Below are 24726 nucleotides of genomic sequence, written 5' to 3'. Positions count from 1 at the left end.
GGAGGCGTAATATGGAAATTATCTATGATGGTATGCTTGGTGAGACACCGTTTTTTGTTATAAAATTAACACTCCAACATTTACAACAAATTGAAGAGCTACAAGTTGAGGTTTATGAAGCTTTAGCAGACCAAAGTATCCTCCAACCCTTAAGCACAGAGGAATTTGAGTATATTTTAAATGGTCATGGAATGATGATAGGTGCTTATGTAGGGGAAGAATTAATCGCCTTTCGTGCACTGTTAAACCCGCCAATTGATGAAGAACACCTTGGCTATGATTGTGGGATTGCAGAAAACGAATTTCAAAGTGTTTTATATCAGGAAATATCGAATGTTTCACCAAAATATCGAGGTTACGGATTACAGAAGACATTAGCTACAGTAGTGATGGAAAATATCGATTTAGAAAAATACGATTATGTTTGCTCCACTGTAAAGCCATATAATATTCCGAGCTTAAAGGATAAATTCTCGCAAGACCTCGTTATTAAAGGATTAAAAATTAAATATGTAGATAAGCTTCGTTATATTTTTTATAAAGACTTACGACAAGAGATGTCCCCGAACTTTACTGAAAAACAAGTGATATCGATGGGAGACACAACTGCGCAACAGCAACTTTTAAAACAAGGTTTCCTTGGCACGTCTATGTTTGAAGAAAACAACGATTGGTTTGTAGTATACGAAAAATAAAGCACAAAGCCTTACCTTTCACATGAATTTGTGGAGGGTAAGGCTTTTTTTTAAAAGGCTCTATTATTTTTTCATTGGGCAAAAACCACAAGCCATTAAACCAGGGATATCTTTAGAAAAACAGCATGATTTTCTTACAGGAACGTTGACTAAATTAGTCGGGCTAAGACCACCTGTATATTGTGCCCACCAAGATTTATTGGAGAAGCGTGCCCATGTTTTTGGGTCCTCTAAAGCCTCAACATCCTCCATGGCTTGATCGGCTAAGCCAGGATTAGATAATAATATATGATAATGCCATAGCAAATAGCCGAAGAAATTTTCCCAAATGGTAAGGGGGGAGATGGAGGTTACTTTACGAAGCTGTTGGACAATGACATGGCCATCGTAAAGAATTTTCTCAATAACAGCTTGGCGTTCATCTTCATCAACGTAGCGCCAATCATTTGGATTGGCAAACATGGCAACAGTAAAGCTATTAAATTCCTTTGCAGCATCAAAACGCAATTCAAGTGGCTTACCATCCCATACTTCGTCATAAGCGGCAAGCATATAAAATTGCATAGCAAAAAACATTCCATAGCGGCGTGCAAAGTGAGAAATAGCGGCTGTTTCTGTTGCTGCATCTGTTATACCCATCATAAGGTTTAAAAAATCAGGATGGTAAAAGTCTTTATGTATATCAGCTAAAGTAAATAAAGTCCGCTTAGGTTCAGTTGTATAAATACTGTAAGAGTTTAATTGTTGAACTTGATCCATTGTTAAAGCTGGCATAGTTATCCTCTTTTCCTTTGAACATCTGTTAACTTCATTATAAAGTAATCATTTTTGCTTCACAAATGGAATATCATGTAGTAAAATACATTAAACATATCAGAAAGGTAGGTTTTAGGGTGTCGCAACTTCATACAATTCCAAGACCACTTGTTAGACTGAACCAGTGGACTATTCTTCTGAGTGTCATTTTATCATGGGTAACAGGAATTACCTGGATATTAGTAATTCCACTAGCTGCAAATTTACTAGGTATTTTATGCAACTATAACCCGATACTTCGTGTAGGGAAGCTCTTTTTAACAAAGGCTCCATCTACATATATACCAGAGGATGCTCAGCAGCAAAAATTTAATTCAAGTATTGCTAGCCTTTGTTTAGCAGCTGGTTTATTAGGTTATCTGTTACATTGGCAGGTTGTTGGTCATATCTTTACTGGCCTGGTTGCAATTGCATCGGCCATCGCAATAGCAGGCTTTTGTATAGGCTGTTTTTTACATTTTCAGTTGAAGCAATGGCAGTACCGACGCTCATTAAAAAAATCTTTTTGAAAAAGTAAAAAAATTATAAGATTATGATTGACATTTTAATTGATAATGATTATCATTATCGTATAAAGATTATTCCTCGTCTACAATACAGTGTAGAGAGGATGAACTTTAGCTACTTTTCTCCAGAAGTTTGCTAGTTCATGATTACGCTCCTAAAACCCCCCTCATTTTTTGGGAACGTGAAAATCTCAGACGACTTATTCTAAATTTAGAATAGAGTCGTCTTTTTTTTTTGTAAAAAAACAGCCCATAAAATGGACTGCTAAGAAGTTGTGTTTTGTTGCACAGCATTCTTTTTCCCGATAATCATTGTATAGTAACTATGTAATAGCATACCAACAATGATAACTCCGAGACCTGCAAGTGCAATAGGGCTAGGGAAGGCAATTCCTAATAGTAATACCTCACCTATAATAACGAAAAGAATTTCTGTTGATTGAGTTGCTTCCACAGCAGCTAGCTTGCCTTGATGGTCTCTTACGCGATCCGTTGCTATGAAAAATAAAACTGTTGCTATAACGCCTGAGCTAATTCCAACAAGCAATGATTGAAACATTTGACTTGCTGAGGGAAGTCCTACTGTAAGAACGGCATAAATAGCTATGATGATCCATGCTGGCATTGAAGCAATGGTCATTCCTAACACCCGCTGAAAAGTATCGATTCGGCCCCCACAAACTTCCATCATTTTACGATTGCCGAGAGGATAAGCAAAAGCTGCAACGATGACAGGTAAAATACCAAGCATTAAACTTCTAAACGATACTGATTGTGCATGAGGTATTTGTATAAGCAAAATACCTACTAAAATGACGCATGAAATAAGCAAGGATATAAAAGGTATTTTTTGTCGCACTGTTTTACCAGCAATGATCGATACAAAAAGAGGAGCTAATAATACACCAGCAACGATTGTAAACTGCCATGTACCTGAAACCAACCAACCTGGACCAAAAGCAGCAGCAAATGTTAATGGCGCGTAAAATAAAACAAATCCAACAAAGCTCCAAAGTAGCCATGCTATAGGCTGTGCTTTTATTTCACCAGAAAGCTGTGAAAAGCCCTTACGATAAAAGACAATGATAAGCAAGAAAGGGAGCATAAAAAAATAGCGTAATGATGCACTCCATAGCCAACTACCACCTTGCATTTCCATTGCGTGATTTAAAATAAATGTCACGGCAAAGAAAAGGGAAGCTAAAATACCTAATGCAATTTCTTTCATAAACATCACCTCAATTTGAGTTTATAACCTCAAACCCTTTGTGTAATTTGAAAATTCAGTAATTATGGCTGAAAAAATTACGAAGAGAGGAAAAACCCCTCTTCGTAGCTATGAAAATTTTTCATGATTCCTTAGGTAAATGCGTATAGAAATAAGCTCACTCAAAATTAAAACTATTATTTTGCTTGCTGTTCAAAAAGCTGAACGATTTCTATGATAACTTGAGTTGCTTTTTCCATTGTTTCAGCGGATACATATTCGAATTTGCCATGCATGTTTTCGCCACCAGCGAAAATATTTGGTGTCGGTAGGCCCATATAAGATAATTGTGAGCCATCTGTACCGCCACGAATTGGCAGGGTATTCGGTGTAATATCTAATTTTTCCATTGCAGTACGTGCAATGTCAACAATTTCTTTTACAGGCTCAATTTTTTCACCCATATTGTAGTATTGATCTTCAATGGTAATACTCAGTGCATGCTCACCAAATTGTGCTTGAATTTTAGCTGCAGCATCACGCATTAATTGTTTTTTCTCTTCAAACTTTTGGCGATCATGGTCACGCACGATATAAGATAGCTCAGAATGCTCAAGAGCCCCTTTAAAGCTCATTAAATGAATGAAACCTTCATAACCTTCTGTCTTTTCAGGAACTGCGTCAGCAGGCATTTCATTTTGGAAGGCAATAGCCATTGTAATAGCATTCACCATTTTATTTTTTGCTGAACCAGGATGGACGCTAGTGCCTTTTGTAATTACTTTTACGCCAGCGGCATTGAAGCTCTCGAATTGTAATTCGCCAAGTGGTCCACCATCCATAGTATAGGCATAGTCTGCACCGAAAGCGGCGACATCAAATTTATGTGGTCCACGACCGATTTCTTCATCTGGCGTGAAGGCTACACGGATTTTACCATGCTTAATAGTAGGATTTTTAATGAGGTACTCCATTGCCGTCATAATTTCAGCAATCCCTGCCTTATCATCAGCGCCTAATAAAGTAGTACCATCTGTTGTAATAAGTGTTTGGCCTACATAGTTTTTAAGCTCTGGGAAGTCAGTCGGAGACATAACTAAGTTTTCGTTTAACTGAATATCTCCACCATCATAATTATCTACACGCTGTGGCTTCACATTTGTGCCTGTATAGTCAGTAGCTGTATCAACATGGGCTAAAAAGCCGATAGTTGGTACTTCTTTTTCTGTATTAGCTTCTAATGAGGCAAATAAATAGCCATTTTCATCTAATGTAATGTCTGTTAAACCAATTTCGGCAAGTTCGTCTTTTAAAACATGTAATAGGTCAAATTGTTTTTGTGTAGAAGGAGTTGTTTCGCTTGTGAAGTCTGATTGTGTATCAATTTTTGCATAGCGTATTAATCGCTCAATTACTTGTTCTTTCATAAGTATGGCCTCCTAATGTATATATGTTAAAATTCTTTGTGCTTTCACAAAGCCGATTCCAGGCGCAATTATGCCTTGGCATAATCGATATTATTGTAACACTTTACTTCGGATTTCGGAATATTGAAGGATACTTAAAGCAATAAGTAATTGGGCGCTATAATAAGTCAGCATGATAATTTCATGAGAAAATGCTAGTGGCATGACAAATTTGTTAATAGCTAAATAAGAATCAGATGCAATAAATAATATTGCACCACTTGTTGCCAGAGTAGATCCAGTTTTAATAGCTGTCCATCCCATTGTGAGTATCACAGAAATGTAGGCGATTACTGCAATACCAAGTATGGTTTCACCTGTTTTAAAGACTGATCCCGCAATCCATATAGCCATACTTGCTCCATAGAGTAATAATAGTATTTTAGCCCAAGTTGGTACATGCCGCTCATTTGCAGTAGTGAAAGCAAAAATATAAAAGATATGCCCGATAAGAAAGCTAGTTAGACCGATTAAAAACCACTGCAATGTATAGTCTCCAATCATGCAGAATACAAGCCCAGCAATAATCAAAAGTTGGTATTTTTTAATATGTAATGGCTTCTGAATCGCAGCTAAAATAATGATGAGCAACATAGGAATCACTTTAAAGATGAGTTTTAAACTTTCAGCAATATGGGAAAAGAGAAAAATATAATAAAGACCCAATAAAATAATGACACTGATTAATAATTTTTTTAACAAATTTTTCAGCTCCTTTCCTTTTGAAATTCAATATTTATGGTAGAATTCCTTTCTGTACAACGTATGTATGAAACTTTTTTAGTATGTAACCGTAAAGTAAGTAGTGAGAAAGAAGAAGAGAGGATGAACCAAATGACTAAGCTACTGATAGCTTCAGCAGTCATTGCATTGATCGCAAGTGTGCTAGTGACACCGCTTATTACGAAGAAGCGAGAAGATGGACAATCGAAAAAGGTAATAGGATACTTTTTTATTGGAGTCTTCGTACTAGGGTTTTTAGCCACAGGGATTACGTTATATGTAACAAAAATTGATGTAAATTGGCTTGTTTTTTGGCCTGCTATTATTTTATTAACGTTAGTGGGTGCTCTGCTAGCAAGTGGTATCGAAAGGAAAATAAAAGGTGTTTTATTTTTAGCAAGTCTAGGTGTAGCTGTGTATGTTTTATCAGCACCTTTATGGAATGCTAATGAAAAATTTAAGTCATCCGAAATGAAGGAAGAAGTTGAAATAAAACCATTCGATGAGACACAAACACCTGCAAGTGTACCACCGAAATTTGCTCGCAATAAAATGAAAAAGGCTTTCGGTCAAGTGCCAAATACGAGCTACTATGAATTAGGACGCTTACAAATTCAAAAAGTGAAGGGCGAATATGTTTATATCGCACCAGTTGAATTTTCTGGATTCTTTAAATGGATGAACGGTGGTACAACACCTGGTTACTTCATAATGAGTGCTACAGATTCTGCGGATAATCCTAAATTTATAAAAGAGGAAATGAAATATGTACCTTCCGCATATTTAAATGCTAATTTAGAACGTCATATTCGTTTACAACACCCATTCCTTATTTTTTATGGTGACGTACAGCTGGAAGTAGATGATGAAGGAAAGCCCTACTATATTCGCTCATATGGGGAATTTATTTCTGCGCGTAATGGCTTTGATGTAAAAGGAATTGTCTTGGTTGATGCGCTGACGGGGAAATCAGAGGTCATTAAACTGGATCAAATACCCGAATTTATTGATGGTGCTGTATCACCAGAGACAGTAAGTTTACAAAACAGTTATTTCGGTAATTATGTACATGGTTTTTGGAATAGTATGTTTGGTAAAAAGGATGTAAAGATTCCTTCTGATGAAGGAACAGAATCGAATGTTAGCCCGATTTTCGATGAGAAGGGTGATATGTATTACTTTACAGATTTTACAAGTCCTAAAGAAGGTGTAGATTCAATGTTAGGCTATTCACTAACAAACGCACGAACAGGGGATGCAACATACTATACAGGGAATCAAGACTCAAGTTATATGGATTCACAAGGTAATTTACAAATAATAGAGAAGAAATTTATTGAGAAAAAGTGGAATGGCGAAATGCCAGTGTTGTATAACTTTTATGGAGAAGCGAGCTGGCTGACAGCGGTGCTAGATTCCAATGGTTTCTTACAAAACTATTTTATTGTTTCTGCAGCCAATCCTGAAATTTCCGTTTACGCTACTACTCCTAAGGAGGCGTTGAAATTATATAAAACAGCCTTAAGTCGAGGAGGAAATACTGTAGATGGTAGCTCAAGTGCTGAGGAAAAACAAATAAGTGGTAAGGTATTACGTGTTTATAAAGAACGTCTAGGCGATTTTACAACTGTATCTTTCTTATTAAACAATGGTGAAAATTATTTAGTGAGTGCCGAAACAGAACCTTTAGCAATTTATTTACAGGAGGGTGATGAGGTAATACTCACTTATGGAGATACAGGAGAGCAGTTCCTACCAGTTCGCTCTCTTATAATTAGAGGACTACAATAAAAGAACAAAAGACGATCTTGTTATTACGAAGATCGTCTTTTTTATGTAGCTTGCCCTTGAACATAGGTAAGCATCTTTTCTCTATGGTTCATAAATAGTCTTTTTGCATGATCATTTAGTGTAAAGATTTCTTGTATATACCCCTGTAACAATTTATCTTCATATTCAAAAGCATGGCTTTGAGTGTTTTCTAAAATATAGGATAATAAAAGAGCATGCAAGACAACTACTTCTAAATTCTGTGTATTCGTAACGAATTTTAAATTGAGTATAGTAGTGTGAGAAACGAACTGATTGACATAATCAATGGGTTTTTTATATACATTCAAATCAATATGTGGCTCGAGTCTTTTTCTTAATTGGGTGCATTCATTATTTAAGTCTTCAATTTTTAAGAATAAACCTCTTACACTTCTCTTATGCTGTTGTTCTAAGGTGCGAGCAAGATGTTTATTGATATTGGACATTGATTCTATAACTCCTTTCTTTAATAGGTATCATTTATTAATATGAATGGAATAGCTGGAAAAGGAAAGAGTCTTTTCGTTTAATTTAAGGTTAGATTTATAGAAGTAATTGTGGCAATATCCCTAGATTGAATATATATAGGTAATATTTTTATGTAAAAAATGGAATTATTATCATACGATAGTAACTCCATTTTCATTAATTTATTTCCAATTAAACCCTTTAGTTGCTAAAAACTCTTTGATATGCGGACGTCGTTGTTCAATTAAAAAATCAGCCATCTGTTTTGTCCAGTTATCAATTTTTCTGTTAGACGAACGGCTGTTATAATATATTTCCATTTCCTCGTTGTAGGCTGGTAAAAGTTCTTCATATTTTTCAACATTGTATTCATTTTCATGTAATACAGCAGATACAGGTAAACGAGGTTTTACCTCATTGCGACGTGCAGGAACGCCGATTGTTAGCCCGAATAATGGGAAAACATGGTCAGGCAGATTGAATAATTCACTGATTTCAGAAGGTTTATTGCGTACACCTCCAATATAGCAAATGCCATAACCCATTGACTCTGCGGCAATAACAAAATTCTGTGCAAACAATGATACATCTGCTACACCAACAAGGACATTTTCAGCAGAATCGGCTACAATATCCACTCCTTCTAGTTTCCCAGCCATTTGAAGTCGCTTGAAATCTACGCAAAAAACAAATGCCCCACCAGAGGTTTCATATTGACGTGGATTACCAGAGAGTAAACCTAATTTTTCCTTTTTATCTGCATCTGTTACCCAGATTACACTATAGGCTTGCACAAAATGGGATGTTGCAGCCATTTGTGCTGTTCCAATTAAATCTTCAATGATTTCTTTTGAAATCGGTTCTCCATCATAGATGCGTACCGAGGAATGGCTACGTAATAGTTCTTTAACCATTAAAAACTCTCTCCTTTGTGTCTGTTCTATACTTTGAGCATAGCACGCTTTTCTAGCAAAATCGAATAATGAGGGATAAAAAGTTATACATCAATAATTTATAAATGTAGAAATTATCTCGTAAAGTAAAATATTTCATTTGATATAGATTAAATATTCTAAATAGTATAAAATTATAGGTGCGACTGTTTATTTGGTTGTGCTACCAAAAAATTACATGATCTTTATTCACAAATGTTTAGACAGCATTAGCTATTAGGTAATGAAATCCTCCTGGAATAAAGATACATTCTCTGACGGATGTCACAGATTTACTGGAACCAAATATGCAAGTTGAACAAAAATAAAGTGGAATGGAGGAATAGGGAATGGAAGAAAAGTTAGCGAAAAAGCTTCGTCATGAACAATTACGAAGCAAGGTTGTAACAGCGGAAGAAGCAGCTTCTTGGATTAAGGATGGCATGGTATTAGGGATGAGTGGATTCACACGTGCTGGTGATGTAAAGGTTGTACCTCTTGCACTTGTAGAGAAAGCAAAAAAAGAGGATTTTCAAGTAGATGTCTTTACAGGTGCATCACTTGGACCTGAGGTAGACCAATATTTAGCAGAAGCAGGGGTCATACGTAAGCGCGGTCCTTTCCAAGCAGATGCTGGCATTCGTAATAAAATCAATAGCGGTGATATCACATTTGTCGATGCCCATCTTTCCCATAATGCTGAGCTTGTTCGTCAAGGCATTATTGGACCAATTGATTTTGCGATCATTGAAGCGGCTGCTATTACAGAAGAAGGCTTATTAATTCCTACAACTTCAGTTGGTAACTCTCCCATTTTTGTGCAAGAAGCAGACCAAGTCATCATTGAATTAAACGTAGCACAGCTTGATGCATTAGAAGGTATACATGATATTTATGTACCTGCACAACAAGGAAAACGTGATCCAATTCCTTTACAGAATGTCTCTGATCGTCTTGGTATAATTGGAATTCCACTAGATTTAGATAAAGTAAAAGGCATCGTCATTTCGGATATATTAGATGCGCCATCAACGATTGTCCCTGCAGATGAAGAGACAGATGTTATGGCTAATCACTTATTAAATTTCCTACGTGAAGAGATTAAAGTAGGTCGCTTAACAACAAGTTTGCGTCCGATTCAATCTGGGGTAGGTTCAGTAGCAAATGCTGTATTGCTAGGCTTTAAAGACTCTGAGTTTGAGAACTTAGAAGTTTATTCAGAAGTTCTCCAAGATGCAGTATTTGAATTAATGGATGCAGGGAAAGTGAATTTTGCATCTGCTACTTCTATTACCCTTTCTGAGCAAGTAGGAAACCGTGTTTATGGGAATTTTGAAAAATATGCTGATAAATTAGTGTTGCGCCCTCAAGAAATTTCAAATCAGCCTGAAATTATTCGTCGACTCGGATTAATTTCAGTGAATACGGCATTGGAATTAGATATTTACGGCAATGTGAATTCCACACATGTTTCTGGTACAAAGATGATGAATGGTATCGGAGGGTCTGGTGACTTTGCTCGTAATGCACGTTTAGGAATTTTTGTAACAAAGTCTTATGCTAAGGGTGGAGATATTTCGAGTATTGTCCCAATGGTCTCACATGTGGATCATACGGAGCATGATGTTGATGTCATTGTAACTGAACAGGGCGTAGCAGATTTACGAGGACTTGCTCCAAAAGAACGAGTGGGACTTATCATTGATAATTGTGCACATCCTGATTATAGGGAGCAGCTGTGGCAGTACTTTAATGATGCCAATGAGGCAACGGGTGGACATCACACACCACATGACCTAGAAAAAGCACTATCATGGCACGTTAACTATGCGAAAAACGGTACGATGAAGGACCCTGCTTTTACGAAACAATAGTCTTATCTTAAAAGCCTTGAAGGACAGATAGTCTGTTTCTTCAAGGCTTTTACGTTTTAATTTAATGAAAGTTCTATAATAATCCAATCCATTTCCAATAAGTTGCAGAGAACAAAAGTACGAGAAGGAAACCGATAATGGTTAAGGGAATTCCAGATTTCAAGAAATCCTTTGTTGTAAAGGAGCCTGTACCATAGGCAAGCATGTTTTGTGGTGCACTAATTGGTAACAGGAAGCCAAAGCTTATGACGAATTGTTGCACAATAACAAAACCAACTTGATCAACATTAGCCGTTAATGTGGAGGCTAAAACGATAAACACAGGTATAAGTGCTGAGGCTAAGCTAGTTGCGCTTGCAAAACCTAAATGAATCAAAATGTTAAATAAAGTTACGAGTGCGATGGTTGCTAGTAAAGGCATAGTATCTAGCCCAAGTGAACCAAAAACTTTATCTGATAACCATGCAGCACCTTGCGTATTTAGTAAAATGGTTCCTAACATAATGCCTACCGCAAAGACGATAATTGTCCCCCATGGAATATGAGGCTCAACTTCCTTCCATGAATACACACCGATTTTAGGCATTAATAGAATCGCGATAGCAATAATTGTGACTGTTGTCGTATCAAATGGATGTAGCTTCCCTTCAGTTGCCCAGAAAAATAGTAAAACTACGGATGTAATGATTAAACGAATTTCAGGAGCCTTTAATGGGCCAAGCTCTGCAAGCTGTTTTTTGATGACCTCTTTACCACCTTCGATATTGCTAGTCTCAGGTTTAATTAAAGCAATCATAATGAAAAATAAAAAGATCGACATAATAATTGAGAAGGGGGCTGCATAAAGTAGCCAAGCACCCCATGAAATATCCACATTAAATTGCTCTTGGATAAAGTTTAAAGCCACCATATTTTGAGCTGCTGCAGTTTTAATACCAATATTCCAAATGGAAACGGCTTGTACCGAAGTAATAACTAATAAGGCAGCAAGCCGACTATCACGTGGTAAACCAAATGCTGCCACCATTCCAAGCAATATCGGTACTACCGCGCCAGCTCGTGCTGTAGCAGAAGGTACAAAAAATGCGAGGACGATAGACACTAAAATAGCGCCAAATACGATAGCTTTTGTTTTCGTTCCTACCAGTGAAAGAATCCAAAGTGCAAGTCGTTTATGTAGATTAGTAATTTGCATTGCTGCCGCTAGAAAAAGAGCTGCTGCTACTAAAGCAACGGCAGAATTACTAAAGCCACTTAAAGATAATTTTAATGCGCTAGCTGTTCCTAGCTCTGTAGTTGGATTATCCATTGACGGAGCGAGTCCTAGTAAAACAGTTACTAGTGCAATGATCATGGCCGAGCTCACAGGATATGAAACGGCCTCTGTAACCCAAAGGATGACTGCAAAAGCTAAAATGGCTAAAGCTCGTTGCCCAGCTATAGGTAAATCACCATTGTTAGGTAAGAAGGTAATAATGATTAGTAACGCGAATGCCAAGCCAATCCATAGTGGCTTTAAATTAAGTTTTGTAGCTGCTTGCTTTGGTGAAGACATATTTTCTCATCCTTTCTACGATAAAAATGACGATTATTATCCATAACATCGGCCTGTATAATGTTTTATTGAGATAAGAATATGTCTATTTTATTGTAGAAAAAAATCTATGTGAAAATGGTGTTTTTTACAGCAATATGAGTAGATAAAGAGAAAAAATACGGTCACAAAAAATACAAAAATATCCATTAAATATTATTTCTTTTTCTTAAAGGCAGATGTTACTTTAGGCTCTGTTCCATTGACTAATCGTTTAATATTTTCGAGGTGCAGGATGATGGCTATGCCAAAAAGAAGAAGAGCTATAATGGTTGGGCCAATGCCAGGAATCCATAAATAAGTTGCTGTACAAAACACGAGATAAAATTCTAGAACACCTACAATTAAATAATTTGTTGCAAAGGATAAAATAACAAATAAAATAAGTGCAAATAAACCAATCTTCCAATCAACAGCAAGTAAAATACCAATGATGGAGGCCGTTCCTTTCCCGCCGTTGAAGCCCATGTAGAAGGGGAAATTATGACCTAAAATAACCCCAGCAGCCATAATATAAGTAAGCAGCCAAATTTGTTCTTCTGTTAAATGAATGGCGTCCGCTAGATAAAAATGTGCACCTATAATAGCGACAACGCCTTTGCCTATATCGATGAGGGCTACTAAAACGCCATACTTCCAGCCAAGGGAAAGAGTAGCATTAGAGGCACCAGCATTACCGTGGCCAGCCTTTTTTAAATCAACCCCCGATAAAAATTGAGCCACTTTAGAGCCGTGAATACAGCCTATTATATAGCCAATCATAAGAAAAATGATCACGGCCTTTACCATAAAAATACTCCTCTCAAAATTTTTTCTAAAATAGTGTATGCGTTCATATTACGTATAAGAGCAGACAGAAGTTTCGGAAAAAATAAAATTTACATGTTGACAGAAAAAAACTCTATGTTTATACTGTGTAACAACGATGGAAATTGAATCTCATACTCTTATCAAGAGCGGCGGAGGGATAGGCCCTATGATGCCCGGCAACCAGTAAGCAATGAGCTTACTAAGGTGCTAATTCCTACAGATTCTTACTTGGATCTGGCAGATAAGGGGAGGAAAACTTGCAACCGCAACCCTCTTCTTAGCTGAAGAGGGTTTTTGTTTTCTACAGAAAAATCCTCCTCATCTCCGGTACCATCGTAAAAAAATAACCATTTGGAGGTACACAATGACAAATTTTAAACCAGAAACATTGCTGTTGCATGGTGGTCAAGAGCCAGACCCAGTGACGGGTTCTCGCACAGTTCCAGTCTATCGCTCAACTGCTTTCGTATTTAAAGACACTGCTCATGCGCAACGTCTTTTTGCCTTAGAGGAAGCAGGGAACATTTACACACGAATTACCAACCCAACAGTTGATGTGTTTGAAAAACGTGTGGCTTTATTGGAAGGTGGAACAGCAGCAGTAGCACTTTCATCTGGTGCAGCAGCTATCGCATTTTCCATTTTAAATCTAGCTGGAGCTGGTGATGAGATAGTAGCAGCTAGTTCTTTATATGGTGGTACGTATAATTTATTTGCTAACACATTACCAAACTATGGTATTAAAACAATTTTTGTAGATGAAACAAACCCAGAGAATTTCAAAGCAGCGATTACTGATAAAACAAAAGCTGTCTTTGCAGAGGTTTATGGTAATCCAAGTTTAAAGGTTTTAGATATTGAGGCAGTAGCTAAAATTGCACATGATAATGGTCTACCATTAATTATTGACAGCACGTTCGCTTCTCCTTACGGTTCTACACCTATTGAATACGGCGCAGATGTTGTAGTTCATTCAGCAACTAAATGGATAGGAGGTCATGGTACAACTTTAGGGGGCGTTGTTGTAGACGCTGGTAAGTTTGATTGGACTAGCGGTCGATTCCCTGGTTTTACTGAACCAGATGCCTCTTACCATGGTCTACGTTATGGAATTGATACAGCTTCTGCTGCCTTTGCTACAAAGCTACGTGTACAATTATTACGTGATTTTGGTCCAACATTAAGTGCTGATGCTGCTTTTAATTTATTGCAAGGGTTAGAAACGCTTCATCTGCGCATCCCTAAACACAATGAAAATGCATTGGCAGTGGCTGAGTATTTACAAAACCACCCATCTGTGGAGTATGTAAATTATAATGGCCTAGAAGATTTTCCGACACATGAGTTAGCAAAAAAATATTTAAGAAATGGCTTCGGTTCAGTGCTTACATTTGGCATAAAGGGTGGACGAGAAGCTGGGCGAAAGCTTATTGATAGCGTGAAATTATTTTCACATGTAGCAAATGTAGGTGATGCAAAGTCATTAATTATTCATCCAGCTTCCACTACTCATCAGCAACTATCAGCAGACGAATTAGTTCAAGCTGGTGTAACCGAGTCGCTCATTCGCTTATCCATCGGTTTAGAGGCAGTAGAGGATATTATTGCTGATTTAGATCAAGCCATTACACAGGCTACAACAACTGAACAAACAGTAGAAGCTTAAAGTTTAAAGAAAATGGTAAGATGTTGTGACGTTAACGTATTTTCTCATTCGATTAGCCTCATTTGGTAATGCGTTAAACGTTGCTACATCAATCTATTACTGCACCCGTTAATTATCAGAACCTTATAAAAAATAATACCAAGTAATTTTATATGTATTATTGACTTTATTAAATCCATGTTATATACTAGGAAATAAGTTAACAGTACGAAAATTTTTTTAAAAAAGGTAAATGTTTTCATAAGTGCTCCCCCACTTTTGAATATATAGAAGAGTAGTTGCCTAGCCAGTGATTACTCTTCCCAAAAACTGATGATAAAGGAGTGTTTAAAATGGGTAACATCTATAGTGCGCAAAACATTGTATCCTATCTAATATATGAGCTAAATGAAGGGCATGTATTTGTCAACAATAAATCCATTCAACACCTTCTTACATCAGTCGAAAGAAAATGGCAGGAAGTATTTGGTCATACAGCATTTCAAGAACATGTTTTTACTGAAAAGGACTTTACTGTAAAGGAAGTATTTGAGGCATATGAACAGTACGGTGTGAGCCATATCTCACTTCCTGCAACAGAGTTTTACTTGAAGTATGGTACATTTCAATTAGTGGAACGTACGTATGCAATACCAAATTTTACAGAAGAAGAGATTAGTCTTGTTCAACAAGCTTTAGCACAATATCGTTATCAATTGCTTTCAAAAGCAAGTTAAAACCCCCTCATATTTTTAAGCTCATTCTCTGCTGCTACAGGGAATGAGTTTTTTCTTTAAAGGGATTGTTATGAGTGTCTGAGCATACATATATATAATAGAAGAAAGACATTCATATATTGAAATGTAAATAGTCAATATTTGTTCAAATCTTATAGATTGATTAATAAAACGTATAATAAAGGGAATGAAACCGATTTCTTTTGCACATCTAGAGAAAACAAATGTCCTTCCTAGAAAGATTTTTCTTGTGCAAAGCGTGTATTTGCGTTACAATTTTCTTTAAGTTAAATTTTGAATTATTTGAATTTGTGTGTGTCCTAACACATATAGAAATAGCGAAACTCATACAAAGAGAGTTGTTGGCTAAAGACTGCGGTGGGTGTCAAATTGTCATGACACAACCCCATGGAAAATTAGCTTTAATGAAACTGCGGAATGTAAGTTGGAGGGAATAACAAGAATGGCAACTATAAAGGCAGCGATTTTAGGATTTGGAACGGTAGGTCAGGGGATTTACCATATTTTAAATGAAAAACGAGAAGAGCTAAAAAATAAATTAGGTATTGAATTAGAGGTAGCGAAGATTTTAGTGACAGATGCTAGTCGTGAACGTGTCCCAGGCACAGCACATTTAATGACAACAAGTATGGATGAAGTCTTAGCAGAGCCAGGTATGCAGGTAGTGTTTGAAGCAATTGTGAACGAAGAACCTGCATACAGTTATTTAAAGCGAGCGGTGGAACATAAATGTCATGTTATTACTGCCAATAAAGTGATGTTTGCCAAACGAGGCTTGGAGTTGCAGGATCTTGCAAAAGCTAATGGCGTTTTTGTAGGCTATGAGGCTACTACCGCTGGTGGCGTACCTGTTATAAAAACAATGAAAAATATCTTACTTGTAAATGATGTAAGTCGTATACAAGGTGTCTTAAATGGCACATGTAATTATATTTTAACAAAAATGCGTGCACAGGGCTGGTCGTTCGAAACAGCTTTAAAAGAGGCACAAGGCTTAGGTTATGCCGAAGCAGATCCATATAATGATATATCTGGGCAGGATGCATTTAAAAAATTAATGATATTAAGTGCCTTAGCTTTTGGTGAGCAGCCTGACTGGTCAGATGTAGAGGTAATTGGGATCGATAGTATCTCTGCTGAACAGGTTCATGAAGCATGTGAAAAGGGTCTTCGTTACCGCCATGTTGCTGAGGTGGAAAAACTAGCTGACGGTAAGATTATTGCAAAAGTAGGTCCTCAACTAGTTGATAAAGAGCATCCACTTTATCCAGTCGATGATGTGTTCAATGCGGTGGCATTAGAGACTAACTATATTGGTACATTAACATTAATCGGTCCTGGAGCAGGGATGTATCCAACAGCGAGTGTCATGGTAGAAGATTATGCTGAAATCATTGGGAAAAGAGCAGGATTTGTTGTGACAATCTAATAAAAGCTTTAAAAAAGGCCCGCCATTCAACAATGTTCAATTGTATGAATGGTGGGCTTTTAGTCTTCATCTTTGACGTCTATGTCCTCTGGAATAGGAGTAGCACGCCAAATTTCAATTTCCTCTTTTATACGTTCCAATTGTTTAAAATAAGTGCTGAATTGTCCACTATTGATTAAAATTTGTTGGCCATCGTAAACAGAACGGATGCGTCCTTCGTAAATTAGACGCATTACTTGATCCTCAGGCATACCAAGATCAATAGCTGTCTCTTCAATTGATTTGTACATACGATTCGCTCCTTTTACTGTTTTTATTATAACGTCCATTCATGAGAAAACATACTATTGGAATTAAAAGAAAAGTAAAAATGATAATTGTTTGATTTTGGATAAATATGTATGATTAGTATGGAGAAAGATGTGAAGCGGGGATGAGCTGAAAAATGTTAAATTCATTGTTTGTATTACTAGCAGCTATTCTATGGGGAATGACAGGTACTGCCCAGACATATTTGGATGAAGGGGTATCTCCAATAGCTGTAGCCACGATTCGTTCTGCAATTGGTGGCAGTTTATTATTAGCTATTACGATTATAATGAGGAAAATTAATTTTTTAAGGTGGTCATGGAAATGGACAATTTTAGCTGCGGCTAGTATTGCGTTTTTCCAAGGTCTTTTCTTCTCATCCATTCGTCTAACAGGTATAGCCATTGGAACTGTTGCTACTATTGGTAGTGCACCAGTGTTTTCTGGTGTATTAGAGTGGCTAGTATGGAAAACACGTCCCACAGCAGTATGGGGACTTGCTACATTGATGGCCATTATCGGATGTCTTTTATTGTTTATGAATAATGGAGAGGAGTCTGTTCACGTTGGCGGATTCACATTAGCGCTTTGTGCAGGTTTGTCCTTTGCATTTTACACAAGCATAAGTAAAAAATTAATGGCACAAGAAGAAGCATTACCCGCAGTTGCTATGACATTCTCCATTTGCGCTTTGTTTTTACTGCCGTTTTCTATACAAGATGGATTTTCCTGGTTAGTAGATGTGCACAACTTATGGACAATGTTATTTATGGGGATTATGTGTACAAGCGTAGCGTATTTCCTGTTTTTAAGTGGACTACAAAAAATTAGTTCATCCTCAGCTGTAACACTTTCATTAGCAGAACCATTGACTGCTGCAATTCTTGGTGTGTTTTTAATTGGAGAACACTTAAGTATAGTTTCCTGGCTTGGAGTAGCGATGCTTTTAGGTGGCATTGTTGTTTTAACATTGGGTGGGAGAAAAAAGCTAAAACCTTAAGAAATTCTTCATTTTTATAATAGCTGGTTTTTAAGATTTAAAAGATACACTTATATTTGAGAGCGAGGTGTATATCATGACGAAATTAACAGTTCTTGTTACAGATGACGATCAAGATATTCGTGATGGTATTGAAATCTATTTAAAAAATGAAGGCTATCATGTCATTAAAGCAGCAGATGGCTTAGATGCATTAAAAAAGCTAGAGAACAATGAAGTACATTTAATAATTTTAGATATCATGATGCCAAATATGGATGGAATTACAGCAACCTTTAAAATTAGGGAAGAGCGTAATATTCCGATTATCATGCTGAGTGCAAAGGCGGAGGATGGCGATAAGATTCATGGATTATCGGTTGGAGCAGATGATTATGTAACAAAGCCATTTCATCCATTAGAGCTGTTGGCACGTGTAAAATCTCAGCTGCGCCGTTATGTTCAGCTAGGAACGTATAGTGAGGGAGCTACAAAAGTGGAAATAGACGGACTTATTCTTGATGAAGAGGCAAAAGAGGTTGTACTAGAAGGAGAACCAGTTCGACTAACCCCGATAGAATATAAAATTACAGAACTATTAATGAAAAATGCAGGGCGTGTGTTTTCGATTCGTGAAATTTATGAACGTGTTTGGAATGAGGAAGCTTATAATGCTGAAAATATTGTAGCTGTTCACATTCGGAAAATACGTGAGAAAATTGAAGCTGATCCGAAAAATCCACGCTATCTAAAGGTGGTATGGGGCGTTGGCTATAAAATGGAAAAATAAATTAGAGAAGTATATGACTATTGCTGGGTTTATTGCAGGTGTTATTGGGCTTATCTATTTTGGAATTTATGCCTATCAAATCGTCGATTCTCGCTCCTCAGAGGTTTTACAATTGTTAGAAAGAATTTTTTAGAGGAGTGTAAAAAGGGATGATAAAAAAGTGGAAATCTCTTCTCGTATTAATGTGTTTAATCTGGACAATTTTCGGAGTCTTTACTTTTTATAATGTGGGCTATCAGTATATTGGTAAATCATATTTTGATTCGGAAAATTTCCAACATGAAATCGATAATTTCACGGCAGAACTAGGACCGTTAGTAATTAATGTACCAAATGCAGAGGAATTGAAAAATAAAATTGAGATTACTCAAACTGAAATAGAAGATCATCGTAATTATTATGGTACATTAGGACAGCAAATCGATAACATTAAGGCACAATACGAACAACGCATTCAGGAAGCTATAGATGCCAATGCAACAGAATTAAAGACAAAGCTAGTGTCTGAACGTGATAATAAAATTAAAGATATTACAGCAAATTTTGAAGATGATGAGCATGTAAGAAAAAAGATTCTTGCTGAAAAGGAAGCCCTCATTGATAAATATATTAAAGCAGCAAAAGGTGAATCCAAAAACTTTGGAAAAAACTATGACTATTGGTCTTATGAGTTGACCAATACAGAAACTGGTAAAACGTACCGTGCAGGTGATGTTACCGAAAGTAGTGCCTATAAAATTAAGTATACTGATCGAAAACCGCTATATGCATGGAATATCAGTGAGAATTTAAGAGATATTTTTTACAATACCGAAACATACGTGAATGTAGATGATCTTTACGAAACAGCTGAATATACAGGTGTAATAGCTATTTCAAAAAAAGCAGCTATGTCAGAAGATGTTATACAGGGAGGGTATCAACAATTTCAACAGTTTCAACGCAATCAATATACTCATTACTTTATTTGGCTCACAAGTATTTTAATGGCCGTCTTTGTATGGAGGGGGCGTAAAGACTTATTACAGATAGTTACGAGTATGAAGGAAAAAGATCTTTTAACAAAGTATAAAATCGATGTACAAATTATTCTTTTGTTAATAACGAGCCTTATGTATTTCATTTCAGCCCAAGTTGTTTTTGAATCTATTGAATATAATTCTGTTTATAATTATAATTATGTCCGTTTTATACTCGATATTGGCTTTAAAATAGTTGTTTTAATGGTAATTGGTAGTGCTTTCTTCGTGCAATTAATTTGGTTGTATACAAGAGTAAATACTTTGAATAAGCTAGAGGAAAATGTGAAATCGAGCTATTTATGGTCACTTGGGGATTCGTTGACTGACTTATTTATTAATCGTTCGATCGCATTACATTCAATTGTAATGCTAGCCGCAGCCTTCTTTGGAGGTGGTAGCCTTGTTGCTACCATGATAGGAGGCGGAGCTTTTCCAGTCCTTGTACTTGGCATTTGTATGTTTATAGGATTTCCTGCTATGATTGTTTTCCTATCAAGAATGGGTTATTTAAACCGTATTATGAAAGATACGAAGGATATGGCTGAAGGACGTTTAAATCGTGATGTAAAGGTAAAAGGTAAATCTCCGCTTTCAGGTCATGCAGAAAACCTCAATCATTTACGAGAAGGTGTGCGTACGTCCATGCATGAGCAGGCGAAAAGTGAGCGGTTAAAAACAGAGCTGATTACAAATGTGAGTCATGATTTACGTACTCCTTTAACCTCTATAATTACGTATACCGATTTACTGAAGAAACCAAATATTACAGAGGAAGAACGGAAACAATACATTCATATACTGGATAAAAAGTCTGAACGTTTAAAAGTGCTGATTGAAGACCTTTTTGAAGTATCGAAAATGGCTAGTGGTAATATTGAACTTCACCGCAGTCGAGTAGATTTAACACAGCTTATCCAACAAGCTGTAGGGGAGCATAAAGAGGATTTAACACAGTCACAACTAGATTTACGAATGACCATGCCTCATGATCCAATCTTTGCATATGTGGATGGTCAAAAATGGTGGAGACTTATTGATAATTTAATTGTCAATGTTTTGAAGTATGCGCTAGAGGGAACGCGTGTTTATGTGACATTTAAGCGTACGGCAGATGGCGATGCTGAATTTACGGTGAAAAATGTAGCAAAGTATGAAATTAGTGAAGATGCTGAGGAATTATTTGAACGCTTTAAACGTGCAGATGCCTCACGTCATACAGAGGGCTCAGGGCTTGGATTAGCCATTGCACAATCCATTGTCGATTTACATGGAGCAAGAATGAGCATTGATGTAGATGGCGATTTATTTAAAGTAATCGTTCGAATTCCAGCAGTTTAATGGTAAAAAGGCGGCAAACTTCTGCCGCCTTTTTTATTATAGGCCTAAATTTTTGGCGATAATAACCTTCATGACTTCATTAGTACCAGCATAGATCGACATAACAGGTATATCTCTATATCTTCTAGCAATCTTATATTCCTCCATATAGCCATAGCCACCATGCAATTGCATACATTGCGTAGCAAGGTCACGTGCATTTTCGGTAATCCAGTATTTTGCCATAGAAACTTTTGTCACAACATCATTGCCTGCAATATGCTCTTCAATCAATGATTCTAAAAAGGATTTACCAAGCTCGATTTTAGTAGCCATTTCAGCTATTTTAAATTGTGTATTTTGGAAGTCACCAATTGTTTTGCCAAAAGCCTGACGTGATTTCACATAGTCCAGCGTTAGTGTAAGCATATCCTCAGCGGCTGTTTGTGCGGCAATCGCTACTGCTAATCGCTCTTGCTGCAGTTTTTCCATCATATAATGAAAGCCCTTGCCTTCTTCGCCAAGTAGATTTTGAACAGGCACTCGACAATCTTCAAAATAGAGTTCAGCTGTATCTTGGGCATGCATACCAACTTTTTCGAGCTGTCTTCCTTTTGTAAAGCCAGGTGTGCCCTCGTCAATAACAAGTAGGCTAATGCCACGATGTTTTTTCTCAGCCTGAGGATTTGTTTTTACTGCGACAACCGCTAAGTTTGTATGGATGCCATTTGTTATAAAGGTTTTTTGACCATTTACAATATAATGGTCCCCATCGCGAATGGCTGACGTTTTGATATTAGCCAAGTCTGATCCTGTACCTGGCTCCGTCATTGCAATAGCTGTTATATAGTCGCCTGTAACACATTTTGGCAGCCAACGAGATTTTTGTTCGTGTGTCCCATATGCTTCGATATATGGGACAACAATATCATTATGCAGGCCAACCCCGATAAGACTTGAGCCTATACGTTCAAGTTCTTCTTGTATGATGACGCCAAAGCTGAAATCCAAGCCCAGCCCGCCATATTGTTCTTCTACTTGTGGACAAAGATAGCCCATATCGCCAAGCTTACGCCAAAAAGAAAGCGGAATAAGATGATCCTTTTCCCACTGTGCATAATGCGGTTCAGCTTCTTCAGCTAAAAACTTACGAAAGGTTTTGCGAAATAATTCATGCTCCGTTGTTTCAAATTTATAACGTGTCATTTGAAATAGCACCCCTTTTTCTTCGTAAATACGCGAATTTGCTCGTTCATCTACTATGTTACTGGAAGGAATGTGAAAATAAAAGTAGCGTTTAGTATGTAAATGACGAAAATGTCATCTATATACAGTGAAATGTCATGTAAAACGAGAGTAACGAATGAAATGAAAAGGTAAACTTAAATTTGTCATAGAATAAAGGGACAAGTTCCTACTTTCTTTAGAAGATTATTCAAGTGCTTTAAGCAATATGATTGATAAGTATAATGGTATAATCAATTAAATTATAGAAAGAAAGTAGAGGACTTGGTTATGCCAAAAGTAATCGGCGCTGTTCTTTTAATTAGTATTTATAGTGCTTTGACTTTCTATTTAGGGTGGGGAGTAAAGCAGTGGCTTGTAGCAATGGGGTGGTTTCGTTTTCCAGTATTATTTTGGATCGTGCTATATATGGTTGCTTTTAGTATTATAATCGGAAGATTACACGAGTCATTACGAGTGTTTTCTGTAATCGGTAATTATTGGATGTTTATCTTTGAATATGGCTTATTGCTATGTCTAGTTGCACAATGCATTATTTGGCTTACACCTTTTAAAAACGTGCAAATAATAGGTAGTATAGCAGTAGCAATCCTATTCTTGTTAAGTATCATTGGCTCCTATTTAGCCTACTCTCCAGTTGTTCGTCATTTAGAAATAACTGTTGATAAACAAGATAGTGACTTAAACACACTAAGAGCAGTTGTAGCATCTGATTTTCACTTAGGTGTTTTATCACATAAACGACATTTACAACGTTTTGTCAGCTTAGCTAATGAAGCACAACCAGATATTGTGTTGTTAGCTGGGGATATTGTGGACGATGACCCTAAATGGTTTGTTCAAGAGGGTATGGCAGATGTCATGAAACAATTAACATCTACATATGGAACATATGGTATATTAGGTAACCATGAATATTATGGCAAAAAAATTCCTGAATTTATTAAGGAAATGGAAAATGCCAATGTGAAAATGCTCCTAGATGAAACAATTCTTGTAGAAGATGCGTTTATATTAACAGGGCAAGAGGACAGAACGAATAAAGAAAGAAAACCACTTAAGGTGCTAAAGCCTTCTGCTAATTTACCATGGCTTGTAATGAATCATACACCTGACGATTTAAACACGCCTTCCCAAATGGGCGTTGATTTACATATGTCTGGTCATACACACAAGGGACAGCTGTGGCCGAATCAGTATATAACAGCTCGTGTATTTGAACTGGATTATGGTTATAAGTTGAAGGAACAGATGCATACACTTGTTTCATCAGGCTATGGCTTCTGGGGCCCACCGATGCGAATTGGCAGTAGATCAGAGCTTTGGGTAGTAGATATAACATTTAAATAGTATGTGATAATCTAACAATCGGCTTCTTAGGTGAAAAGGCAGTAGTATATAAAAACGTAGTATTTTATAATAAGTGGGTATTTGATTAAAAAAGGTAAGGTGACATGGTGGAAATTATAGAGTTATTAAAAGCATTAATATTAGGCTTTGTCGAGGGTATGACAGAATTTGCACCAGTATCTTCTACGGGACATATGATTATCGTGGATGATATGTGGTTAAAGACTGAGGAGTTTTTAGGGAAATATCCTGCCAACACATTTAAAATTGTTGTACAACTTGGTTCCATATTAGCGGTTATCGTAGTTATGTGGAAACGTATGCTAAGCTTAGTTGGTTTATATAAAATTGAAGGTCAAGCTAAGTCCATAAATGGCCGCTTTAACTTATTGCATGTTATTGTTGGTATGCTACCAGCAGTTGTCTTAGGTTTTGCATTCAAGGATTTTATTGACGATCATCTTTTTAAAGTAGAGCATGTTGTTTATGCACTAGTGGCAGGAGCAATTCTGATGATTGCTGCAGATAAGTTGGCACCGAGAAAACCAAAAGTTGATTCTTTAGATAAGATTTCTTATGGTTTAGCATTTAAGGTAGGACTTGTACAATGCCTATCACTATGGCCAGGTTTTTCTCGTTCAGGTGCAACGATTTCGGGTGGGGTACTATTTGGTATGAGTCACCGTGTTGCAGCCGATTTTACATTCATTATGGCTGTGCCAATCATGGCAGGAGCTAGCCTCGTATCCGTTTTGAAAAACTGGGATACTTTATCAATGGACTATTTTGGCTTTTATGCTGTAGGATTCATTAGTTCGTTCGTCTTTGCATTATTGTCCATTAAGTTTTTCTTAGCGCTTATTTCAAAGGTAAAATTAATGCCTTTTGCCATTTATCGTTTAGTTTTAGCCGCAGTTCTTTGCGTTATCATTTTCATGTAAACAATAAGTCACGCTTCTTGTAGTGAACCCCAAAAGTT

Annotated in this window: 23 protein-coding genes and 1 riboswitch; of the genes, 13 read left to right on the top strand and 10 right to left on the bottom strand. The window is 36.8% G+C overall.

The features are described from left to right. The first annotated feature begins 11 nt into the window (after nt 1-11). Entirely contained in the window at nt 12-695 is a 684-nt protein-coding gene (locus B3D98_RS10540; protein WP_288582887.1) for a GNAT family N-acetyltransferase, read from the top strand. A 63-nt stretch (nt 696-758) separates the two neighbouring features. Here the strand turns inward: B3D98_RS10540 and B3D98_RS10535 are convergent, their stop codons facing one another. Further along, entirely contained in the window at nt 759-1469 is a 711-nt protein-coding gene (locus tag B3D98_RS10535; protein WP_103117361.1) for a Fe-S oxidoreductase, read from the bottom strand. Between the two features lie 119 nt (nt 1470-1588). Here B3D98_RS10535 and B3D98_RS10530 point away from each other — a divergent pair, with 119 nt between their 5' ends. Then, on the top strand, nt 1589-2020 hold the full coding sequence (locus B3D98_RS10530) for a DUF4395 domain-containing protein (protein WP_054549066.1): 432 nt from the start codon (nt 1589-1591) through the stop codon (nt 2018-2020). Between the two features lie 262 nt (nt 2021-2282). Here the strand turns inward: B3D98_RS10530 and B3D98_RS10525 are convergent, their stop codons facing one another. The 3 genes from B3D98_RS10525 to B3D98_RS10515 all read right to left on the bottom strand — a co-directional run bounded on the left by B3D98_RS10525 (nt 2283) and on the right by B3D98_RS10515 (nt 5392). Then, nucleotides 2283-3245: a multidrug resistance efflux transporter family protein gene (locus B3D98_RS10525; protein WP_048393266.1), complete on the bottom strand. Its 963-nt coding sequence runs from the start codon at nt 3243-3245 to the stop codon at nt 2283-2285. A 176-nt stretch (nt 3246-3421) separates the two neighbouring features. Then, nucleotides 3422-4651 (bottom strand): peptidase T, encoded by a 1230-nt coding sequence (gene pepT / locus B3D98_RS10520; protein ID WP_048393267.1) that lies wholly within the window; start codon nt 4649-4651, stop codon nt 3422-3424. 90 nt (nt 4652-4741) lie between these two features. Next, the gene (locus tag B3D98_RS10515; RefSeq protein ID WP_103117364.1) at nt 4742-5392 is read right to left on the bottom strand and encodes a lysoplasmalogenase; all 651 of its coding nucleotides are present in this window, start codon (nt 5390-5392) and stop codon (nt 4742-4744) included. A gap of 132 nt (nt 5393-5524) precedes the next feature. Here B3D98_RS10515 and B3D98_RS10510 point away from each other — a divergent pair, with 132 nt between their 5' ends. Further along, nucleotides 5525-7204: a tripartite tricarboxylate transporter TctB family protein gene (locus B3D98_RS10510; RefSeq protein ID WP_054549130.1), complete on the top strand. Its 1680-nt coding sequence runs from the start codon at nt 5525-5527 to the stop codon at nt 7202-7204. Nucleotides 7205-7245: 41 nt separating this feature from the next. Here B3D98_RS10510 and B3D98_RS10505 read toward each other — a convergent pair whose 3' ends face one another. After that, nucleotides 7246-7671, bottom strand: a complete 426-nt coding sequence (locus tag B3D98_RS10505; RefSeq protein WP_054549068.1) for a hypothetical protein — start codon at nt 7669-7671, stop codon at nt 7246-7248. A 204-nt stretch (nt 7672-7875) separates the two neighbouring features. After that, nucleotides 7876-8607 (bottom strand): class II chromate reductase ChrR, encoded by a 732-nt coding sequence (gene chrR, locus B3D98_RS10500; protein WP_048393273.1) that lies wholly within the window; start codon nt 8605-8607, stop codon nt 7876-7878. A 368-nt stretch (nt 8608-8975) separates the two neighbouring features. On the opposite strand from chrR, the gene B3D98_RS10495 reads away from it, so the two are divergent. Then, a complete protein-coding gene (locus tag B3D98_RS10495; RefSeq protein WP_048393275.1) occupies nt 8976-10499 on the top strand; it encodes a succinate CoA transferase in 1524 nt (507 codons plus the stop codon). Between the two features lie 73 nt (nt 10500-10572). Here the strand turns inward: B3D98_RS10495 and B3D98_RS10490 are convergent, their stop codons facing one another. Both B3D98_RS10490 and B3D98_RS10485 read right to left on the bottom strand, forming a co-directional pair. Then, nucleotides 10573-12054: a DASS family sodium-coupled anion symporter gene (locus tag B3D98_RS10490; RefSeq protein ID WP_048393276.1), complete on the bottom strand. Its 1482-nt coding sequence runs from the start codon at nt 12052-12054 to the stop codon at nt 10573-10575. A 195-nt stretch (nt 12055-12249) separates the two neighbouring features. After that, on the bottom strand, nt 12250-12882 hold the full coding sequence (locus B3D98_RS10485; RefSeq protein ID WP_048393278.1) for a glycerol-3-phosphate acyltransferase: 633 nt from the start codon (nt 12880-12882) through the stop codon (nt 12250-12252). A gap of 155 nt (nt 12883-13037) precedes the next feature. Further along, a riboswitch (SAM riboswitch) is annotated at nt 13038-13151 on the top strand. A gap of 116 nt (nt 13152-13267) precedes the next feature. Here B3D98_RS10485 and B3D98_RS10480 point away from each other — a divergent pair. From B3D98_RS10480 to B3D98_RS10470, 3 genes are all read left to right on the top strand, one after another. Next, a complete protein-coding gene (locus tag B3D98_RS10480) occupies nt 13268-14569 on the top strand; it encodes an O-acetylhomoserine aminocarboxypropyltransferase/cysteine synthase family protein (RefSeq protein ID WP_054549070.1) in 1302 nt (433 codons plus the stop codon). Nucleotides 14570-14901: 332 nt separating this feature from the next. Continuing rightward, nucleotides 14902-15285, top strand: coding sequence for a hypothetical protein (locus tag B3D98_RS10475; RefSeq protein WP_048393282.1), 384 nt, complete (start codon nt 14902-14904; stop codon nt 15283-15285). A gap of 463 nt (nt 15286-15748) precedes the next feature. Next, nucleotides 15749-16735 carry a homoserine dehydrogenase gene (locus B3D98_RS10470; protein ID WP_066038433.1) on the top strand — a complete coding sequence of 329 codons (987 nt, stop codon included), beginning with the start codon at nt 15749-15751 and terminating at the stop codon, nt 16733-16735. Nucleotides 16736-16794: 59 nt separating this feature from the next. Here B3D98_RS10470 and B3D98_RS10465 read toward each other — a convergent pair whose 3' ends face one another. Next, a complete protein-coding gene (locus B3D98_RS10465; protein WP_004229745.1) occupies nt 16795-17025 on the bottom strand; it encodes a hypothetical protein in 231 nt (76 codons plus the stop codon). A 155-nt stretch (nt 17026-17180) separates the two neighbouring features. Here B3D98_RS10465 and B3D98_RS10460 point away from each other — a divergent pair, with 155 nt between their 5' ends. The 4 genes from B3D98_RS10460 to B3D98_RS10445 all read left to right on the top strand — a co-directional run bounded on the left by B3D98_RS10460 (nt 17181) and on the right by B3D98_RS10445 (nt 21173). Then, nucleotides 17181-18044 carry a DMT family transporter gene (locus tag B3D98_RS10460; RefSeq protein ID WP_103117365.1) on the top strand — a complete coding sequence of 288 codons (864 nt, stop codon included), beginning with the start codon at nt 17181-17183 and terminating at the stop codon, nt 18042-18044. Between the two features lie 76 nt (nt 18045-18120). Then, a complete protein-coding gene (locus tag B3D98_RS10455; RefSeq protein ID WP_048393287.1) occupies nt 18121-18813 on the top strand; it encodes a response regulator transcription factor in 693 nt (230 codons plus the stop codon). Next, entirely contained in the window at nt 18791-18946 is a 156-nt protein-coding gene (locus tag B3D98_RS10450; protein ID WP_155483369.1) for a hypothetical protein, read from the top strand. The genes B3D98_RS10455 and B3D98_RS10450 overlap by 23 nt, the downstream gene beginning before the upstream one ends. Nucleotides 18947-18962: 16 nt before the next feature. Next, nucleotides 18963-21173, top strand: coding sequence for a sensor histidine kinase (locus B3D98_RS10445; protein WP_053075714.1), 2211 nt, complete (start codon nt 18963-18965; stop codon nt 21171-21173). A 36-nt stretch (nt 21174-21209) separates the two neighbouring features. On the opposite strand, the gene B3D98_RS10440 is transcribed toward B3D98_RS10445, so the two are convergent. Continuing rightward, nucleotides 21210-22358 (bottom strand): acyl-CoA dehydrogenase family protein, encoded by a 1149-nt coding sequence (locus B3D98_RS10440; protein WP_288582871.1) that lies wholly within the window; start codon nt 22356-22358, stop codon nt 21210-21212. A 309-nt stretch (nt 22359-22667) separates the two neighbouring features. On the opposite strand from B3D98_RS10440, the gene B3D98_RS10435 reads away from it, so the two are divergent. Together B3D98_RS10435 and B3D98_RS10430 are read left to right on the top strand one after the other, a co-directional pair. Continuing rightward, entirely contained in the window at nt 22668-23747 is a 1080-nt protein-coding gene (locus tag B3D98_RS10435) for a metallophosphoesterase (protein ID WP_288582869.1), read from the top strand. A gap of 104 nt (nt 23748-23851) precedes the next feature. Then, a complete protein-coding gene (locus tag B3D98_RS10430) occupies nt 23852-24688 on the top strand; it encodes an undecaprenyl-diphosphate phosphatase (RefSeq protein WP_175400802.1) in 837 nt (278 codons plus the stop codon). Nucleotides 24689-24726: the final 38 nt, after the last annotated feature.

The sequence above is a fragment of the Lysinibacillus sp. UBA5994 genome, assembly GCF_002429725.1.
GTDB classification, from domain to species: Bacteria; Bacillota; Bacilli; order Bacillales_A; family Planococcaceae; genus Lysinibacillus; species Lysinibacillus capsici.
The sequence above is the reverse complement of the archived record's forward strand: the minus strand, read 5'-3'. Positions and strand labels throughout refer to the sequence as shown.

Coding starts and splice junctions, on each gene's coding strand:
- B3D98_RS10540 (WP_288582887.1), top strand. CDS start 12: ATGGAAATTATCTATGATGGTATGCTTGGTGAGACACCGTTTTTTGTT.
- B3D98_RS10535 (WP_103117361.1), bottom strand. CDS start 1,469: ATGCCAGCTTTAACAATGGATCAAGTTCAACAATTAAACTCTTACAGT.
- B3D98_RS10525 (WP_048393266.1), bottom strand. CDS start 3,245: ATGAAAGAAATTGCATTAGGTATTTTAGCTTCCCTTTTCTTTGCCGTG.
- pepT (WP_048393267.1), bottom strand. CDS start 4,651: ATGAAAGAACAAGTAATTGAGCGATTAATACGCTATGCAAAAATTGAT.
- B3D98_RS10510 (WP_054549130.1), top strand. CDS start 5,525: ATGACTAAGCTACTGATAGCTTCAGCAGTCATTGCATTGATCGCAAGT.
- B3D98_RS10505 (WP_054549068.1), bottom strand. CDS start 7,671: ATGTCCAATATCAATAAACATCTTGCTCGCACCTTAGAACAACAGCAT.
- chrR (WP_048393273.1), bottom strand. CDS start 8,607: ATGGTTAAAGAACTATTACGTAGCCATTCCTCGGTACGCATCTATGAT.
- B3D98_RS10495 (WP_048393275.1), top strand. CDS start 8,976: ATGGAAGAAAAGTTAGCGAAAAAGCTTCGTCATGAACAATTACGAAGC.
- B3D98_RS10490 (WP_048393276.1), bottom strand. CDS start 12,054: ATGTCTTCACCAAAGCAAGCAGCTACAAAACTTAATTTAAAGCCACTA.
- B3D98_RS10485 (WP_048393278.1), bottom strand. CDS start 12,882: ATGGTAAAGGCCGTGATCATTTTTCTTATGATTGGCTATATAATAGGC.
- B3D98_RS10480 (WP_054549070.1), top strand. CDS start 13,268: ATGACAAATTTTAAACCAGAAACATTGCTGTTGCATGGTGGTCAAGAG.
- B3D98_RS10475 (WP_048393282.1), top strand. CDS start 14,902: ATGGGTAACATCTATAGTGCGCAAAACATTGTATCCTATCTAATATAT.
- B3D98_RS10470 (WP_066038433.1), top strand. CDS start 15,749: ATGGCAACTATAAAGGCAGCGATTTTAGGATTTGGAACGGTAGGTCAG.
- B3D98_RS10465 (WP_004229745.1), bottom strand. CDS start 17,025: ATGTACAAATCAATTGAAGAGACAGCTATTGATCTTGGTATGCCTGAG.
- B3D98_RS10460 (WP_103117365.1), top strand. CDS start 17,181: ATGTTAAATTCATTGTTTGTATTACTAGCAGCTATTCTATGGGGAATG.
- B3D98_RS10455 (WP_048393287.1), top strand. CDS start 18,121: ATGACGAAATTAACAGTTCTTGTTACAGATGACGATCAAGATATTCGT.
- B3D98_RS10445 (WP_053075714.1), top strand. CDS start 18,963: ATGATAAAAAAGTGGAAATCTCTTCTCGTATTAATGTGTTTAATCTGG.
- B3D98_RS10440 (WP_288582871.1), bottom strand. CDS start 22,358: ATGACACGTTATAAATTTGAAACAACGGAGCATGAATTATTTCGCAAA.
- B3D98_RS10435 (WP_288582869.1), top strand. CDS start 22,668: ATGCCAAAAGTAATCGGCGCTGTTCTTTTAATTAGTATTTATAGTGCT.
- B3D98_RS10430 (WP_175400802.1), top strand. CDS start 23,852: ATGGTGGAAATTATAGAGTTATTAAAAGCATTAATATTAGGCTTTGTC.